Source organism: Mesorhizobium sp. C395A, from assembly GCF_030323205.1.
GTDB lineage: Bacteria > Pseudomonadota > Alphaproteobacteria > Rhizobiales > Rhizobiaceae > Mesorhizobium.
Genome location: NZ_CP100473.1, coordinates 572075 through 587738 on the forward strand (window position 1 = coordinate 572075; position 15664 = coordinate 587738).

Sequence of the window (15664 nt, forward strand, 5' to 3'; positions counted from 1 at the left end):
GCAGTCCCAGAAAAGCCAGACGTCGGCTTTCAGGTTTCGAACAGCTGCAGCAGCAAAACACGATGGGGGAAGGCTTGAAGAACCGGATCATCCTCTGGGGTGCGGCCAGTCTGGTCTTTGCGGGTCTTGTCGGGGCAGGCGGCTTCTTCTATTTCCGGGCCTTCTCGCCGGATCGTGACAGCTATCCGGTCAGGGGTATCGACGTTTCCCATCATCAGGGTGAGATCGACTGGCGGCGCGTTGCCGCCGACGATGTCGCCTTCGCGGTCATCAAGGCGACCGAGGGCGGCGACCATGTCGACGATGCCTTCGCCAAGAATCTGCGCGAGGCGCGCGCGGCGGGCCTCGCCGTCGGCGCCTATCACTTCTTCACCTTCTGCCGGCCGGGCGCCGACCAGGCGAAAAATTTCATCGCGGTGGTGCCGCACGACCAGCCGCTGCTGCCACCGGTCGTCGACATCGAATTCGGCGGCAACTGCCCGCAACGCCCGTCGCCGGAGCAGCTGAGCGCGGAACTCCAGGCCTTCCTCGGACCGGTTGAAGCTGCGTTCGGCAAGCCGGCGATCATCTACCTGACCGACGAGGCCGAGGACGCCTATGCCGGGAAAATCGACGTTCGCCCGCTCTGGCGTCGCTCGTTGCTCCTGGAGCCAGGTCGCAACGACTGGATCTACTGGCAGTACCACAATATGGGCCGCGTCGACGGCATCACCGGCGATGTCGATCTGAATGTGCTGAGGGGCGGGCAGGAGAAGCTGGCTGAGTTGTTTGCCGCGCCTTGACCTGGCGTGCTCGACCGGCGCGAGATTGGAACCAAACATCGCGGCGCTGATCGGCCCTACCCAGCGTTCCGGCCAGTCTGCGCGCTAACGAAGGTCGGTTTCAGACCGAGCGCTTCCAGGACTTTCATGATTGTCGCAATTCCGGGTTCCCGTCGCCGCTCAAGGCTTTGGAGAGCGCCTGTCTCGTCATGCCCGCCTTTCGGCAAGCTTCGTCATCCGCGCCCGGGCAAGCCAAGGGCAAGATCGTGCTGGATGGTTTTGAAGGACGCTACTTCCGCAAGAAGGCGGCGATGTCGCTGAATACCTTGACGAACATCGCTTCGGTCAGCACCCCAGTGTTGGTGTTGTAGCGCGAGCAGTGATAGCTGGAAAACAGCGTGACGCCGCCGGCCGGCAACTGACCGCCGTGCTTGAACGGATAGGCAGCGACGCGCTGACCGAGCGCCCTGACGGTCGACTGGTGGGCGATCGAGCCCAGCGCCAGCACGGCGCGCAATTTCGGAAAGCGCGCGATCGTCGGCACCAGAAAGCTGCGGCAAGTGGCGATCTCGGCGCCGACCGGCTTGTTCTCCGGCGGCACGCAGCGCACCGCATTGGTGATCGCGGTGCCGATCAGTTCGAGCCCGTCATCCGGCCGCGCCTTGAACTCGCCGCGGGCAAGACCGTGAGCGATCATCGTTGAGTAGAGCAGGTCGCCGGCATAGTCGCCGGTGAACGGTCGCCCGGTGCGGTTGGCGCCGCGCAGGCCGGGCGCCAGCCCGACGATCAGCAGCTCGACGGCGTCCTCGCCATCAGGCGGCAGGAAAGTCGGCACCGGCGCATTAAACCACGACGGCTCGCGCTGCCGCCAGTCTGCGATGAAATCATGCAGGCGCGGGCAGAGGGGGCAGTCGCGGTCGGGTTCGGGAGCGGCGTCCAAGGCCGCCGCCGTCAATAGTCTTCCTCTTCGACTTCGGCCGGCTCGGGCCTGCGCACCGGCCGTTCGGAGGGATCGCGGCCGACCTCGTTCTTCAGCGAGGTCAAATCGATGAAATGGTCGGCCTGGCGGCGCAGATCGTCCGAGATCATCGGTGGTTGCGAGGCCATGGTGGAGACGATCGAGACCTTGCGGCCGCGCCGCTGCAGCGCTTCGACCAGTGTGCGGAAGTCGCCGTCGCCGGAGAAGATGACATAGTGGTCGACAACATCGGCAAGTTCGAGCGCATCGACGGTCAGTTCGATGTCCATATTGCCCTTGATCTTGCGGCGGCCGGTCGAGTCGGTGAACTCCTTGGCCGGCTTGGTCACCACCTTGAAGCCATTATAGTCGAGCCAGTCGATCAGGGGACGGATCGAAGAGTATTCCTGATCCTCGACCAGAGCGGTGTAGTAATAGGCCCGCAGCAAATAGCCGCGCTTCTGGAAGCTGGATAGCAGTTTGCGGTAGTCTATGTCGAAGCCGAGTGCGCGCGAGGTGGCGTAGAGATTGGCGCCGTCTATGAAAAGAGCGATTTTTTCACGGGGGTCGAACATGGCAATATTCCTTTTTCGAAATAGGTGGCGGACTAATCGAAATGGGTCGTTTATATCGCTCGGCTCGCAAATAAACCGGCTGACCTTTCGTCAACCGAGATAGCGCCAGTTTTACGGCAATCCAAGGGTGCCGGGGCGCACTGCAAGCAATTGTGATCGGAGCCGTGTCGTCGCCCGGTAGGCGGGCTTCGCCGGCAAGGCATTCAGCGGCGCCAGAAGCTGGCATTCGCCAGCCCATGGGGCCACAGAGCCATAATGCTTGTATTTTGGCGGCGTTCGGGTTATGGACCGCGCCTGTTTTCCATCAAATCCAGGCATGAAAGGGGCAATCAATGGCCCGCGTAACCGTTGAAGACTGCATCGACAAGGTCGACAACCGCTTCGAGCTCGTGCTGCTTGCCGGCCATCGCGCCCGCCAGATCAGCCAGGGCGCGCCGATCACCGTGCCGCGCGACAACGACAAGAACCCGGTCGTGGCGCTGCGCGAGATCGCCGACGAGACGCTGTCGCCCGACGACCTCAAGGAAGATCTGATCCACTCGCTGCAGAAGCATGTCGAAGTTGACGAGCCCGAGGCCGACGGCGAGGCGATCGCCGACCAGACCGGCAACGCAGTTGCAGCTACCGACGCCGACGACGCGGAAGAAAACGTCACCTTCGATCGCATGACCGAGGAAGACCTTTTGGCCGGCATCGAGGGCCTGGTTCCCCCGGAAAAGAGCGACGACTACTAATCGCTGCCCTGGACCTGCTGGGAATATCGTTCCGGCACTTCCGTCCCGTGTGTTTCGTGGCTATCTATGAGATGCGCCGTACATCAGTGCGGCGCATCAATCATTTCAGCACAGTGAGAACCCGCCCATGATGCGTCAGTATGAGCTTGTCGAGCGCGTTGCGCGCTACAAGCCTGACGTCAATGAGGCGCTGCTCAACAAGGCCTATGTCTACGCCATGCAGAAGCATGGCCACCAGAAGCGCGCTTCCGGCGATCCCTATTTCTCGCATCCGCTCGAAGTCGCCGCCATCCTCACCGAAATGCACATGGATGAGGCGACGATCGCTGTCGCCTTGCTGCACGACACGATCGAGGACACCACCGCGACGAGGGCCGAGATTGACGATCTGTTCGGCCCCGAAATGGGCAAGCTGGTCGAAGGCCTAACCAAGCTGAAGAAGCTCGATCTCGTCTCCAAGAAGGCCGAGCAGGCAGAAAACCTGCGCAAGCTGTTGCTGGCCATCTCGGAGGATGTCCGCGTTCTGCTGGTCAAGCTCGCCGACCGTTTGCACAACATGCGCACCCTCGACCACATGCCCGAGGCCAAGCGCCTGCGCATCGCCGAGGAGACGATGGACATCTACGCGCCGCTGGCCGGGCGCATGGGCATGCAAGGCATGCGTGAGGAGCTGGAAGAGATCGCCTTCCGCTTCATCAATCCGGAAGCCTACCGCGCCGTCACCGCGCGGCTTGCCGAGATATTCGAGCGCAACAAGGGTGTGCTGACCGACATCGAAAAGGCGCTGTCGGCGCTGTTCGAGAAGCATGCCATCAATGCCGGGGTGAAGAGCCGGCAGAAGAAGCCGTGGTCGGTGTTCCGCAAGATGGAGGCCAAGGCGCTGTCCTTCGAGCAGCTCTCGGACATCTTCGGCTTCCGCGTCGTCGTCGACAGCGTCGAAGACTGTTACCGCGCGCTCGGCGCCATTCACACCACATGGTCGATGGTACCTGGCCGCTTCAAGGATTACATTTCTACGCCCAAGCAGAACGACTACCGTTCGATCCACACCACCATTGTCGGCCCATCGCGCCAGCGCGTCGAACTGCAGATCCGCACCCGCGAGATGAACAAGATCGCCGAATATGGCGTCGCCGCCCATTCGATCTACAAGGACACCGGCGGCAAGACGAACGGTGCCGCCCATGCGATCTCGAAGGAGACCAACGCCTATGCCTGGCTGCGGCGCACCATCGAGCAACTGGCAGAAGGCGACAACCCGGAAGACTTCCTCGAAAATACCAAGCTGGAGCTGTTCCAGGACCAGGTATTCTGCTTCACGCCGAAAGGCATGCTGATTGCGCTGCCGCGCGGCGCCACGCCCATCGACTTCGCCTATGCCGTGCACACCGATGTCGGCGACACCTGCGTCGGTGCCAAGGTCAACGGCCGCATCATGCCGCTAATGACGGAACTGAAGAACGGCGACGAGGTCGAGATCATCCGCTCCAAGGCGCAAGTGCCGCCGGCGGCCTGGGAGTCGGTGGTGGTCACCGGCAAGGCGCGTTCAGCCATCCGCCGCGCCACCAAGAACGCCATTCGCAAGCAATATTCAGGTCTTGGTGCCCGCATTCTCGAGCGCGCCTTCGAACGCGCCGGCAAGACCTTCACCAAGGAAAGCCTGAAGCCGGTGCTGCACCGGCTGGCGCGCAAGGACATCGAGGATGTGCTGGCCTCGGTCGGGCGCGGCGAACTCGCCTCGACCGACGTCATGAAGGCCGTCTTCCCAGACTACAAGGACGAGCGCGTCACCGTCAGTGCCCCCAAGCAGCGCGAGGAGGGCTGGTCGAAGATCCGCAACGCCGCCGGCATGCTGTTCCAGATGCCCGGCACCCGAGCCGCGCGCAAGGACAAGGACCAGCCGCGCGATGGCGCGGTACCGATCCGCGGCGTGCGCGGCGACCTGCCGGTGCGTTTCGCGCCGGAAGGGGCCGTGCCCGGCGACCGCATCGTCGGCATCGTCCAGCCGGGCACCGGCATCACCATCTATCCCATCCAGTCGCCGGCGCTGCAGGCCTTCGACGACCAGCCGGAGCGCTGGATCGACGTGCGCTGGGACATTGACGAGCAGACCAAGGAGCGCTTTCCGGCGCGCGTCTCGGTCACCGCCATCAACGCGCCGGGCTCGCTCGCCGATATCGCCCAGGTCGTTGCCTCCAACGACGCCAACATTCATACGCTGTCTATGGTGCGCACCGCGCCCGACTTCACCGAAATGCTGATCGATCTCGAAGTCTGGGATCTGAAGCACCTCAACCGGCTGCTGTCGCAGCTCAAGGATAATTCGAGCGTCAGCGATGCGCGGCGTGTGAATGGGTGAATAGTGAATAGTGAATAGTGAATGGTGTAGTGAATAGTGAATAGTGAAAGAAGGCGCTCTCACCACCATTCACCATTCACCATTCACCATTCACCATTAACCATTCACCATGGACATGGGGCGAGTTATGAATACCGACGAAGTTCTGGGCATTTTCCGCGAGGCGGGCGCTGTTCTGGAGGGGCATTTCATCCTGACGTCCGGCCTGCGCAGCCCGGTCTTCTTGCAGAAGGCGCGCGTCTTCATGCATGCCGACAAGACCGAGCGGCTTTGCAAGGCGCTGGCCGAGAAGATTCAAAAGGCGGTGCCGGGCAAGATCGACTACGTCGTCGGCCCGGCGATCGGCGGCCTGATCCCGGCCTATGAGACGTCGCGCCATCTCGGTGTGCCAGCAATCTGGGTGGAGCGCGAAGGCGGCGAGTTCAGGCTGCGCCGTTTCGAGATCGCGCCGGGATCGCGCGTCGTCATCGTCGAGGACATCGTCACCACCGGCCTGTCGATTCGCGAAACCATCGACTGCCTGCGCGCGATTGGCGCCGAGGTCGTGGCGGCGGCCTGCATCATCGACCGCTCGGCCGGCAAGACCAATGTCGGCGTGCCGCTGATCGCGCTTGCCGAATATGAGGTGCCGGCCTATCCCGCCGACCGCCTGCCGCCCGAACTTGCCGGCATCCCGGCGATCAAGCCGGGTAGCCGCAACATTTAGGGGACATCACGATGATCGCCGGCATCGATCATTTCGTGCTGACGGTCCGCTCGGTGGAGGACAGCTGCGCCTTCTACCAGCGGGTGCTTGGCCTGAAGCGTCACGACGAGCCGAACCGGCCGACGGCGTTGCTGTTCGGATCGCAGAAGATCAACCTGCATCAGGCAACGCACACTTTTGAACCGAAAGCCAAGACGCCGATGCCTGGGTCCGGCGATTTCTGCCTGGTCGCCGCAAGGCCGCTTGCCGAGATTTGCGCCAGTCTCGAAGCCAATGGCGTTGCCATCGAAGTCGGTCCGGTCGAGCGCACCGGCGCCCGCGGCACGATGATGTCGGTCTATTTCCGCGATCCGGACAGCAATTTGGTCGAAGTCAGCGAATATCGGGAATAGTCTATCCGCCTCGGCGTCGTCTTCGCGCGGACCTTGCCGTCGTCGGGGAGCTTTCATCGATATTGTCCTCAGTTTCGCCCCAATGGCGCTCTTGTTACCCGCCTGCGGCAGACCATCGCGGCGGCGTTTCATTGTTCCGCCGCAAGGCAGTCGCTATATCAAAGTCGTTGTTGCCTTTCTGCGCCCTCGAAGCGCAAGATGGAGCGACCGCGCCCGGCCAGGGTGGTTGCAATTTGGGCGTGATGAACCGGGAACTGGAACAGAGTGCTTTTTCGACGCCGAAAGCCTGATGGCATTCTGGAGCGGGTGCGTACCTATCTGTGGCCGCGCCGCTCGTTTTCGCGCTCGTTGCAATATTTCTCCAAGCGCATCCTGCGGCTGAAGGCGACACCGCATGCAGTCGCGGCCGGCGTCGCGGCCGGCGTTTTCGCCTCCTTCTTTCCGCTCGGCTTCCATTTCGCCGTCGCCGCCGTGCTCTGCTGGGTGGTCGCCGGCAATCTGGTGGCCGCCGCCCTCGGCGCGGTATTCTTCGGCAATCCGCTGACTTTCCCGCTGCTGTGGGGAGCGTCCTGGGAAGTCGGCAAGCTGATCCTGCATGAGCGCCTGCCCAAGAACGGACCGCCTGCGCATCTTGGTGAGATGATGCACACGCTGTCGTTTGCAAAACTGTGGCATCCGGTGCTGGAGCCGATGCTGATCGGCGCTGTGCCGCTCGGCCTGATCTTCGGGCTGATCTTCTACGGCATCACCCGCTGGGGGATGACAGCCTTTCGCGAGCAGCGCAGGAAGCGCATGGCAGAGCGGGCGCATAAGGCCGGGCACCGCGGACGGGAAGTTCCGGCGGAATGATCATCGGCATCGGCAGCGACCTGATCGACATCAGACGCATCGAAAAGTCGCTGGAACGGCATGGTCAGCGCTTCATCCAGCGCATCTACACCGAGGTCGAACAGGTCCGCTCGGAAGGCCGCAAGGGCCGCGCAGCCTCCTATGCCAAGCGCTTCGCCGCCAAGGAGGCCTGCGCCAAGGCGCTTGGCACCGGCCTGGCGCATGGCGTGTTCTGGCGCGACATGGGGGTCGCCAACCTGCCCAGCGGCGCGCCGACGATGGCGCTGACCGGGGGAGCGGCGGCACGGCTGGCCAAAATCCTGCCACAGGGGCACAGAGCGGCGATCCACCTCACAATCACCGATGATTTCCCGCTTGCTCAAGCCTTTGTGATCATCGAGGCGTTGCCCGCCGAACAAGCGCCACATTGATTGCATCAGACGACCGCTATCTAACGCCGACTTGACGTTGCCCAGCGCGCGCCGAGACTCTATACCATCCAACGCACAATCGAGGACGACATGAGCGTGGCTGAAAAATCCGAGAAGAAATCCGGCGGGCTTGGCGAAATCGTCAGCGTCATCATCCAGGCTTTGCTGCTGGCCATGGTCATCCGCACCTTGCTGTTCCAGCCCTTCTCGATTCCGTCCGGCTCTATGCGGCCGACCTTGCTCGAAGGCGACTATCTGTTCGTCACCAAATGGTCCTATGGCTTCTCGCGTTATTCGCTGCCATTCGGCCCCGACATCTTTTCCGGCCGCATCTGGGGTTCCGATCCGAAGCGCGGCGACGTGGTGGTCTTCAAGTTCCCGCCGGATCCGTCGCTCGACTACATTAAGCGCGTCGTCGGCCTGCCCGGCGACAAGATCCAGATGAAGGACGGCCAATTGTTCATCAACGGCCAGGGCGTGCCTCGTGTGAAAACCGGCCAGATCCAAAATCCTGATATCACGGAAGTGCCTGAGCCGGTCGACGTCTATCGCGAGACCCTGCCCAACGGCGTCAGCTACGACACGCTCGACCTGACACCGAATTCGATCACCGACAACACCCGCGAGTTCGTCGTGCCCCCCGGCAACTATTTCATGATGGGCGACAACCGCGACAATTCCTCCGACAGCCGCCTCAGCGTTGGCTACGTGCCGGCGGAGAACCTTGTCGGCCGCGCCAACATCGTCTTCTTCTCGATCGCCGGGAAGGCGAGCCCCCTCGAGATCTGGAAATGGCCGTCGCTCGTGCGCCTGTCGCGCCTGTTCCATTTCGTAAATTGATGGCTTTGAAGCGCCCGACGGGTGAGACTCTGGCCGATTTGGTGACAGCCAAAACCGGCCATTCCTTCCGGGACGTCCGTTTGCTCGAGACCGCGCTGACTCATTCCAGCGCGGTCAAGGCAAGCAGCAACAACCAGCGCCTCGAATTCCTTGGCGACCGCGTGCTCGGCCTGATCGTTGCCGACCTGCTTTTCGAAAAGTTTCCTGAGGCGCCGGAAGGTGAAATCGCCCCGCGCTTCAATGCCCTGGTCGATGCGCGGACATGCTCCGAGATCGGCATTGAAATGCAACTCGAAGATCTGGTTCGGGCCGACGCTGCCTTGAAGGCGCGCTCGCGCGGCTCGGGCGGAAACTATCTGGCGGATGCGGTCGAGGCGCTGATCGCGGCGGTCTATATCGACGGCGGCCTCGATGCCGCAAGGCAATTCGTCCTGCGCTACTGGGAGCCGCGCTCGCAAAAGGTGGTGGCCAAGCCGCCCAATCCGAAATCCGACCTGCAGGAATGGATCGCCAAGACCAGCGATGTCAGGCCCGAATACGCGATCGAGAAACGCGAGGGACCTGAACATCAACCGGTTTTCACGGTGTCCGTGAAGGTCGGCGGTTTTGCGCCGGCAAGCGGCACGGGCGGCTCTCGCCGCGCAGCCGAAGAAGCGGCGGCATCGGCGTTTCTTATGCGCGAGGGCATCTGGGCCAACCAAGGGAGTGCGGCGTGACCGGCAGCGAAGATCTCCCTCCGGCAGCGGAGGCCACGCATTCCGGCTTCGTTGCCCTGATTGGGGCGCCCAATGCCGGCAAGTCGACGCTGGTCAACCAACTGGTCGGCGCCAAGGTGTCGATCGTCACCCACAAGGTGCAGACCACCCGCGCCATCGTGCGCGGCATCGCCACGCATGACAACGCGCAGATCGTCTTTGTCGATACGCCCGGCATCTTCAAGCCGAAGCGCCGGCTCGACACCGCGATGGTGACCACCGCCTGGGGTGGCGCCAAGGACGCCGATATCGTGCTGCTGCTGATCGATGCCGAGCGCGGCATCAGGGGTGACGCCGACGCCATCCTCGAGCGGCTGAAGGACGTCCGCCAGCCGATGGTGCTGATCCTCAACAAGGTCGACCGGGTCAAGCACGAGGCGCTGCTGGCCCTGGCTGCGGCAGCAAACGAAAAGGTGCCGTTCAAGCGCACCTTCATGGTCTCGGCGCTGACCGGCTCCGGCTGCAAGGATTTGCTCGACTATCTCGCGCAAGCGCTGCCGGTCGGCCCCTGGTACTATCCGGAAGACCAGATCTCGGACCTGCCGATGCGCCAACTGGCCGCCGAGATCACCCGCGAGAAACTGTATCTGCGGCTGCATCAGGAGTTGCCCTATTCCTCCCATATCGAGACCGAGAAATGGGAAGAGAAACCGGATGGCTCGGTACGCATCGACCAGACCATCTATGTCGAGCGCGACAGCCAGAAGAAGATCGTGCTCGGCCACAAGGGCGAGACGATCCGCGCCATCGGCCAGTCGGCGCGCATGGAAATAGCCGGCATTCTCGAGCAGAAAGTGCACCTGTTCTTGTTCGTCAAAGTGCGTGAAAACTGGGGCGACGACCCCGAACGCTACCGTGAGATGGGGCTTGAGTTTCCCCATTGAGCTTCATCGTCTAGAAATGCCGCTCCGGCAGTTTGAGACGATGACATGCCTGATCCAAAACCGACCATCGATACCGATCTCGTGCGCCGGCTGGTCAACGCGCAGTTTCCGCAATGGCGGCATCTGCCGGTGAGCCCGGTGACGTTTGGCGGTTGGGACAACCGAACCTTCCACCTCGGCAATGATATGACTCTGCGGCTGCCGAGTGCCGCACCATATGCCTTGCAGGTCGAAAAAGAGCACCGCTGGCTGCCCAGGCTGGCGCCGCTTCTGCCGCTGCCGATCCCGGTTCCACTGGCGATGGGCGAGCCTGGGGAGGACTACCCCTGGCAATGGTCCGTCTACCGCTGGATCGACGGCGAAACAGCCAAGACCGCCGAAATCGCCGATCGCCCACAGTTCGCGGTCGATCTGGCCAAGTTCCTCATTGCGCTCCGGCGGATCGATCCGGCGGGCGGGCCGCCCGCGGGCCAGCACAATTTCTTCCGCGGCGGATCGCCGAGCGTGTATGACAACCAGACAAGGGAAGCACTCCAGGCGCTGGAGGGGCAGATCGACACCCAGGCGGCCACCGCTGTCTGGGATGCGGCCCTTGCCGCCACCTGGCAAGGGTCGCCCGTCTGGTTCCACGGAGACGTCGCTTGGGGCAACCTTCTGGTCCAAAACGGCCGTTTGAGCGCCGTCATCGACTTCGGCACCTCCGGGATCGGCGATCCCTCTTGCGACCTGGCGATCGCCTGGACATTCTTCCAGGGCGAGAGCCGGGAGGCATTCCGGGCTGCCATCGACGTCGATGAAGCGACCTGGGCGCGCGGCCGCGGCTGGACGCTGTGGAAAGCGCTGATCACCGTTGCCGGACACGACGCCAACCAGGCCGAGGCGGAACGATCTCGCCGCGTCATCGACGACGTTCTGGCCGATCACCGGAAATTCGCATGATCAGAGCCTTTCGACGATGTGTGGGGATCCAATGTCAGCACAGATCGCACGCGGCGCGCCAAAATCTTGATTTCGCCACGCAACCGGTGACAAGCTCCTGCCATGGAATGGCGCGACGAGGGAATCATACTCGGCACCCGCAAGCATGGCGAAACCAGCGCCATTCTCGAGGTAATGACGCGTGCGCATGGCCGCCATCTCGGCCTGGTGCGCGGCGGGCGCTCGCGCAAGCAGCAGCCGGTGCTGCAGCCCGGCAACCGCGTCGACCTTTTGTGGCGGGCACGCCTCGACGAGCATCTCGGCACCTTCCAGGCCGAGGCGATCGAGATGAATGCCGCCCGGTTGATGGACAGCGCAGTCGCCGTCTACGGCCTGCAGACCATGGCCGCGCATCTCAGGCTCCTGCCGGAGCGCGACGCCCATGGCGGCCTGTATGAGACGCTTGCCGTGATGATCGCCCATCTGGACGATTCGGATGCCGCCGGGGAACTGGTGGCGCGCTTCGAACTGCTCATCCTCGACGAACTCGGCTTCGGCCTCGATCTCAGCCAGTGCGCGGCGACCGGCGCCAGGCAGGATCTGGCCTATGTCTCGCCGAAATCCGGCCGTGCGGTGTCGCGAGCCGCCGGTGCGCCGTGGCGCGACAAGATGCTGGCGCTGCCGGCCTTCCTGCAGCGCGGCTCCGGCTTGCGGGCGGACCACGCGGCACTCGAGGACGCCTTCCATCTGACCGGTTTCTTTTTCACCCGCCATGTCTACGAGCCGCGCGGCATTGAACAGCCCGATGCCCGTGCCGGCTTCCTCGCCGCCTTGCGCAAGCATCATTCGGGCGGCAATGCCGCCACTACGGCAGACGCTGCGCCAGAAAGGGGAGGGAGACTCGGTGGGTGCTGACCTCCGCAACCGTCCAGGTTCACAGCAAAAGCTGCATGCGGCAGCATTCCCTCCCCATTGTGGGGAGGGTTAGGGTGGGGGTACTCGTAGGGCAAGAGCCTCAGCCGGCCTTGCGATGCTCCATGAAATCATCGAGGATGGCGCGCTGACCGCCGAGGATCTTGAGGCTGGCCTCCGCGAAGGAAAACCAGCCGGCCCTGTCGATTTCGGGAAATTCCCTCGTCACGCCTGACCTGGGCGGCCATTCCATCGTGAACATGTTGCTTTTAACGGCATCGGGATCGAAATCGGCTTCGACACTCCAGGCGATGACGATCTTGCCGCCGGCTTGCCGATAGCTGCCGACAGGCTCGAAATCACCCTCGATGCTGACTCCGAGTTCTTCCCCAGCCTCGCGCCGGGCGGCGGCCAACTCATCTTCATTGTCCTCGACGAGGCCCTTGGGGATCGACCAAGCGCCTTCATCCTTCCTTGCCCAGAATGGGCCGCCGGGATGGACGAGCAGAAATTCGAGAATGCCGGCCCTTGTCCGGTGGATCAGCAGCCCTGCACTTCGTTTCGGCATTCGATTTCCCCACAGTTCATCCGAGGATAGCATGGCTCCTGGGCAAGTGGCGGCGGCATGCCATTCCTGGCTATCTCAGATGATGGGTGAGGATAAAGACCGTAGGCCGCTGGAATTTGCCGACGAAACATGCTCGATAACTTCTTTTCGGCCACCATTGCGGTGGCGTGACTTGAATAGCGTCTGGGGTGGCCGTGTGGCCGCCGCAATTGTCAGTGAAAACTGGCCTGGTTTGGGGGAACCGCCATGTTTGAAAGCCTGATTGGCGCCGTCGTCGTTATCGTGCTTTTTGTCCTCGTCTTGCGCCAGCAGGGCCGCGTCAGTCTGATCGAGCGCGAGCTCGGAGCGCTGCGCAGTCTGGTTCTGTCCGGCGTGCATGCGACACCGCCCGTTGCCAAACCGGTCGAGCAGGTTGCAAGCGCACCGGCGGATGCCGCTCAGGTTACCGCACCAGTTGCCGACATAGCTTCGCCAACAACAGCCGACGCGGCACATGCCCAGGCACCGGCCGCCGAAGCCGATGCGGCCACCAGCGAGGCCGTGCCAGAACTGTCGGCCGCGGCCAAGGCGGCATTCACCGGATCCGCGCCTGCCGCCACGGCGAAGGCAGCCCGCCAGTCAGAGGTCGAAACGGCGCTCGGCACCCGTTGGGCGGTCTGGGTCGGCGGCGTCGCGCTGGCCCTGGGCGGCCTGTTCCTGATCCGCTACACCATCGAGGCCGGCATTTTCGGCCCTGAAGTGCGGCTGTCCCTGGCGGCGCTGCTCGGCCTGGTGCTGATCGGCGGCGGCGAGTTCATCCGCCGCACCGGCTTCAAGGTGCCGGTGCAAGGGGCTGCAGGCGCCTATATTCCGGCGATCCTGACGGCTGCCGGCGCCTTCATCCTGTTCGGTACGGTCTATGCCGCGCACGCCATTTACGGTTTCGTCGGCCCGGCCTTCGCCTTCACCGTGCTCGGCGCCATCGGCGTAGCGACGATTGTCGCCGCTCTCGTCCACGGTCAGGCCCTGGCCGGCATCGGCCTTGTCGGCTCGATGGCGACGCCGGCGCTTGTGTCCTCGCAGGCGCCCAACCCATGGGCGCTGTTCGTCTACCTGGCGATCGTGCTTGCCGCCACAGCCGTGATCGCCCGCATACGCGACTGGAAATTCCTGATCGCGGCCGCCTTCTTCGGCACCGGCGCCTGGACCATCGCCTACATGATGAGCACGCTCGTCGCCGACCTTGCCGTCATCCTGTTCATCGACGCGGTGACGCTGGCGGTGCTTGCCTTTGTTTGGCTGGGCAGTCGTGGCGGCGAAGCGGAACCTGCAAAGGCGGGCTTCGACTGGCCCTCGATCGTGCCTGGCGTTTTCGTTGCGTTTTCAGCGCTAGGCCTGTCCGTCGACACGACGCTGGTCGCCGCCGGTGGCGCCTTGCCGGGCGCCTTCGTCCTCGTCGCCCTTGTCGCCACCGCACTCTACCGGCCGCGCGCGCTGCCGCTGCTGCATGCCGCCGGCGTGGTGAGCGTGATGATCCATCTCGGCATCATTCCGCCCACCACCATCGGCTCCGACATAACCCAGGGGAATATCGGCTTTGACGGCATGCCGGTGGCGGCCGGAAATCCGTTGACGCTGCGCATCGGCATTGCCCTCGGCCTGGTTTTCATCGGCGCCGGCTTCTGGGCCGCACGCCGCTTCGCCGCCTCAGCACGGGTCCGCGCGGCATGCTGGGCGGCATGGGGCGTCGCTGCGCCGCTGCTTATTCTGCTGACGCTGTGGCTCGCCTACGGCAATCTCGACCGCGACCTTGTCTACGCAGCGATAGCTGCCCTTCTGGTCGTCGTCTTCGCCGCCGGCGGCGAATGGATTGCGCGCGCCGAACAGCCGCCGCTCAAGGGCGACGTCGCCGTCTCCTTCGCGCTTTGCGGCTCGGCTCTGGCCGGGCTCCTGATGCTGCACATGGCCTTCGGTTCCGGCTGGACCACGTTGCTTGCCGGCGTTGCCGCCATCGTGCCGGCGCTGGCGACGCGTTGGCGTTCTTATCCGGTGCTGGGCTGGATTTCGGTCGGCGCGGTCGTCGCCGTGCTCGGCCGCGTCGCCTTCGATCCGACCATCGTCGGCGCCGAGTTCCTGACGACGACGCGGGTGTTCAACTGGCTGCTGCCGGGATACGGCGTACCGGCGCTAGCCTTCGGCTTTGCCGCCTGGCAACTCGCGCGTACCACCCCCGCACTACCAACAACTGGCAATGGCCGGCCGCGCCTTGCGATGGAGGCGGGTGCAGCCCTGTTTGCGCTGCTCACCGTCGCCATGCTGGTGCGCCACGCCATGCATGGCGGCGTCATCGACACCGGCCCGGTGACGCTCGCCGAACAGGCGATCTATACGCTGATCGCCATCGGTGCCGGCGCGATACTGGTGGCCATCGACATGCGCTCGCCAAGCTCTGTGCTGCGCTACGGCTCGATGGCCGCCGGCGTGCTCTCGATCGCCTTCATCGTCCTCCAGCATTTCCTGGTGCTCAATCCGCTGTTCACCGACGAATCGACCGGCCAGATCCCGGTGTTCAACCTCTTGTTCCTGGCTTACCTGTTGCCGGCCATAGCCGCCGCCGGGCTGGCGCTCTATGCCAGGGACAAGCGGCCGCCATGGTATGCGCAGATGCTGGCGGTAGTGGCGGAATTGCTTGTCTTCGCCTACGCCACACTGTCGGTCAGGCGCGTGTTCAAGGGCGAGTTCATCGGCCTGTGGAGCGGCCTCGGGCAGCTTGAGACCTACACCTATTCGGCGCTCTGGCTGATCATCGGCGTCGTGCTGCTGACCGCCGGCGTCTGGCTGAAGTCGCAGGTGCTGCGCATTGCCTCGGCGGCGCTGATCGCGATTGCCGTGGTAAAAGTCTTCCTGTTCGACATGTCGGAACTGGAAGGCGTGCTCAGGGCGCTGTCCTTCATCGGTCTTGGCGCCGTGCTGATCGGCATCGGCCTGTTCTACCAGCGGCTGCTGACGCGGGCGGCGAGGGAGGCCAACGCTGCAACTTGAAGTGATATACGATATGGAATAT

The 15664-nt window shown here is 63.6% G+C and carries 16 protein-coding genes; 13 read left to right on the forward strand and 3 right to left on the reverse strand.

All coding sequences use genetic code 11. The annotated features are described in order from the left end of the window. The first annotated feature begins 62 nt into the window (after positions 1-62). A complete protein-coding gene (locus NLY37_RS02675) occupies positions 63-782 on the forward strand; it encodes a glycoside hydrolase family 25 protein (RefSeq protein WP_031246407.1) in 720 nt (239 codons plus the stop codon). 268 nt (positions 783-1050) lie between these two features. Here NLY37_RS02675 and NLY37_RS02680 read toward each other — a convergent pair whose 3' ends face one another. Further along, entirely contained in the window at positions 1051-1716 is a 666-nt protein-coding gene (locus tag NLY37_RS02680) for a uracil-DNA glycosylase (RefSeq protein WP_023738564.1), read from the reverse strand. Next, positions 1713-2294: a LabA-like NYN domain-containing protein gene (locus tag NLY37_RS02685; protein WP_023670234.1), complete on the reverse strand. Its 582-nt coding sequence runs from the start codon at positions 2292-2294 to the stop codon at positions 1713-1715. The genes NLY37_RS02680 and NLY37_RS02685 overlap by 4 nt, the downstream gene beginning before the upstream one ends. A 332-nt stretch (positions 2295-2626) precedes the next feature. Here NLY37_RS02685 and rpoZ point away from each other — a divergent pair, with 332 nt between their 5' ends. From rpoZ to recO, 11 genes are all read left to right on the forward strand, one after another. After that, positions 2627-3028, forward strand: a complete 402-nt coding sequence (rpoZ, locus tag NLY37_RS02690) for a DNA-directed RNA polymerase subunit omega (RefSeq protein WP_023670235.1) — start codon at positions 2627-2629, stop codon at positions 3026-3028. 127 nt (positions 3029-3155) lie between these two features. Continuing rightward, the gene (locus tag NLY37_RS02695; protein WP_023670236.1) at positions 3156-5387 is read left to right on the forward strand and encodes a RelA/SpoT family protein; all 2232 of its coding nucleotides are present in this window, start codon (positions 3156-3158) and stop codon (positions 5385-5387) included. 127 nt (positions 5388-5514) lie between these two features. Continuing rightward, on the forward strand, positions 5515-6093 hold the full coding sequence (gene pyrE, locus NLY37_RS02700; protein WP_023742632.1) for an orotate phosphoribosyltransferase: 579 nt from the start codon (positions 5515-5517) through the stop codon (positions 6091-6093). 11 nt (positions 6094-6104) lie between these two features. Next, entirely contained in the window at positions 6105-6485 is a 381-nt protein-coding gene (locus NLY37_RS02705; protein WP_023742631.1) for a VOC family protein, read from the forward strand. 264 nt (positions 6486-6749) lie between these two features. Continuing rightward, positions 6750-7334, forward strand: a complete 585-nt coding sequence (locus NLY37_RS02710; protein ID WP_023670239.1) for a DUF2062 domain-containing protein — start codon at positions 6750-6752, stop codon at positions 7332-7334. After that, the gene (acpS, locus tag NLY37_RS02715) at positions 7331-7744 is read left to right on the forward strand and encodes a holo-ACP synthase (RefSeq protein ID WP_023742630.1); all 414 of its coding nucleotides are present in this window, start codon (positions 7331-7333) and stop codon (positions 7742-7744) included. Before NLY37_RS02710 ends, acpS begins: the two co-directional genes overlap by 4 nt. Before the next feature lie 90 nt (positions 7745-7834). After that, entirely contained in the window at positions 7835-8584 is a 750-nt protein-coding gene (gene lepB, locus NLY37_RS02720) for a signal peptidase I (protein ID WP_023670241.1), read from the forward strand. Further along, positions 8584-9300 (forward strand): ribonuclease III, encoded by a 717-nt coding sequence (rnc, locus tag NLY37_RS02725; protein ID WP_023692856.1) that lies wholly within the window; start codon positions 8584-8586, stop codon positions 9298-9300. The genes lepB and rnc overlap by 1 nt, the downstream gene beginning before the upstream one ends. Then, a complete protein-coding gene (era, locus tag NLY37_RS02730; RefSeq protein WP_023670243.1) occupies positions 9297-10223 on the forward strand; it encodes a GTPase Era in 927 nt (308 codons plus the stop codon). The genes rnc and era overlap by 4 nt, the downstream gene beginning before the upstream one ends. Before the next feature lie 45 nt (positions 10224-10268). Then, the gene (locus tag NLY37_RS02735; RefSeq protein ID WP_023742629.1) at positions 10269-11162 is read left to right on the forward strand and encodes an aminoglycoside phosphotransferase family protein; all 894 of its coding nucleotides are present in this window, start codon (positions 10269-10271) and stop codon (positions 11160-11162) included. Positions 11163-11264: 102 nt separating this feature from the next. Next, complete coding sequence (gene recO, locus NLY37_RS02740; protein WP_023692858.1) at positions 11265-12056, forward strand: DNA repair protein RecO; 792 nt, start codon at positions 11265-11267, stop codon at positions 12054-12056. A 100-nt stretch (positions 12057-12156) separates the two neighbouring features. Here recO and NLY37_RS02745 read toward each other — a convergent pair whose 3' ends face one another. Continuing rightward, complete coding sequence (locus tag NLY37_RS02745; RefSeq protein WP_023687287.1) at positions 12157-12621, reverse strand: NUDIX hydrolase; 465 nt, start codon at positions 12619-12621, stop codon at positions 12157-12159. Positions 12622-12867: 246 nt separating this feature from the next. Between NLY37_RS02745 and NLY37_RS02750 the strand changes: the two genes are divergently transcribed. Beyond that, positions 12868-15642 (forward strand): DUF2339 domain-containing protein, encoded by a 2775-nt coding sequence (locus NLY37_RS02750; RefSeq protein WP_023742628.1) that lies wholly within the window; start codon positions 12868-12870, stop codon positions 15640-15642. Positions 15643-15664: the final 22 nt, after the last annotated feature.

What these genes read in the sequence shown, in the direction of transcription:
- NLY37_RS02675 (WP_031246407.1), top strand. Translation starts at nt 63, where the DNA reads ATGGGGGAAGGCTTGAAGAACCGGATCATCCTCTGGGGTGCGGCCAGT.
- NLY37_RS02685 (WP_023670234.1), bottom strand. Translation starts at nt 2,294, where the DNA reads ATGTTCGACCCCCGTGAAAAAATCGCTCTTTTCATAGACGGCGCCAAT.
- rpoZ (WP_023670235.1), top strand. Translation starts at nt 2,627, where the DNA reads ATGGCCCGCGTAACCGTTGAAGACTGCATCGACAAGGTCGACAACCGC.
- NLY37_RS02695 (WP_023670236.1), top strand. Translation starts at nt 3,156, where the DNA reads ATGATGCGTCAGTATGAGCTTGTCGAGCGCGTTGCGCGCTACAAGCCT.
- pyrE (WP_023742632.1), top strand. Translation starts at nt 5,515, where the DNA reads ATGAATACCGACGAAGTTCTGGGCATTTTCCGCGAGGCGGGCGCTGTT.
- NLY37_RS02705 (WP_023742631.1), top strand. Translation starts at nt 6,105, where the DNA reads ATGATCGCCGGCATCGATCATTTCGTGCTGACGGTCCGCTCGGTGGAG.
- acpS (WP_023742630.1), top strand. Translation starts at nt 7,331, where the DNA reads ATGATCATCGGCATCGGCAGCGACCTGATCGACATCAGACGCATCGAA.
- lepB (WP_023670241.1), top strand. Translation starts at nt 7,835, where the DNA reads ATGAGCGTGGCTGAAAAATCCGAGAAGAAATCCGGCGGGCTTGGCGAA.
- rnc (WP_023692856.1), top strand. Translation starts at nt 8,584, where the DNA reads ATGGCTTTGAAGCGCCCGACGGGTGAGACTCTGGCCGATTTGGTGACA.
- NLY37_RS02735 (WP_023742629.1), top strand. Translation starts at nt 10,269, where the DNA reads ATGCCTGATCCAAAACCGACCATCGATACCGATCTCGTGCGCCGGCTG.
- recO (WP_023692858.1), top strand. Translation starts at nt 11,265, where the DNA reads ATGGAATGGCGCGACGAGGGAATCATACTCGGCACCCGCAAGCATGGC.
- NLY37_RS02745 (WP_023687287.1), bottom strand. Translation starts at nt 12,621, where the DNA reads ATGCCGAAACGAAGTGCAGGGCTGCTGATCCACCGGACAAGGGCCGGC.
- NLY37_RS02750 (WP_023742628.1), top strand. Translation starts at nt 12,868, where the DNA reads ATGTTTGAAAGCCTGATTGGCGCCGTCGTCGTTATCGTGCTTTTTGTC.